Genomic DNA, 675 nt, shown 5'->3' on the forward strand with positions numbered 1-675 from the left:
CTCTATGTTAGGGCTTCAAATCATCAGGGGCGGTATCCCAACGTCGGCTCCAAGAATACTGGCGTACTCTTTTCTTCGCCTCCCGCCTATCCTGTACATGATCATCCAAAACCCAATACCAGGCTGCAGTAAAGCTCCATGGGGTCTTTCCGTCTAGTTGCGGGTAACCTGCATTTTCACAGGTACTAAGATTTCACCGAGTCTGCTGCCGAGACAGCGCCCAAATCGTTTCACCTTTCGTGCGGGTCAGAACTTACCTGACAAGGAATTTCGCTACCTTAGGACCGTTATAGTTACGGCCGCCGTTCACTGGGGCTTCGGACCACTGCTTCCTCCTTGCGGACTCACAGATCCCCTTAACCTTCCAGCACCGGGCAGGTGTCACCCCATATACTTCGCCTTACGGCTTTGCATAGAGCTGTGTTTTAGTTAAACAGTCGCTTGGGCCTTTTCACTGCGGCTCTCTCGAGCGCCCCTTCTTGCGAACGTACGGGGCCATTTTGCCGAGTTCCTTGGCAACAGTTCTCTCGCTCACCTTACAATTCTCTTGCCGCCCACCTGTGTCGGTTTTGGTACGGGCCAAGATAAAGTATCGCTAGAAGCTTTTCTTGAAAGCCGCTCCATGTGCTTCGCTACTTTCCAAGGATTTCGCTTACCTCTAACGCTCTGTACCTC

General features: G+C 52.1%; 1 rRNA gene. It reads right to left on the bottom strand.

Annotated features, from left to right (window positions below):
* A 23S ribosomal RNA gene (locus Afil_RS10690) occupies positions 1 to 675 on the bottom strand; the annotation flags it as partial.

The organism is Allobaculum fili (assembly GCF_020969955.1).
In the GTDB taxonomy this organism is placed as follows: domain Bacteria; phylum Bacillota_I; class Bacilli_A; order Erysipelotrichales; family Erysipelotrichaceae; genus Allobaculum; species Allobaculum fili.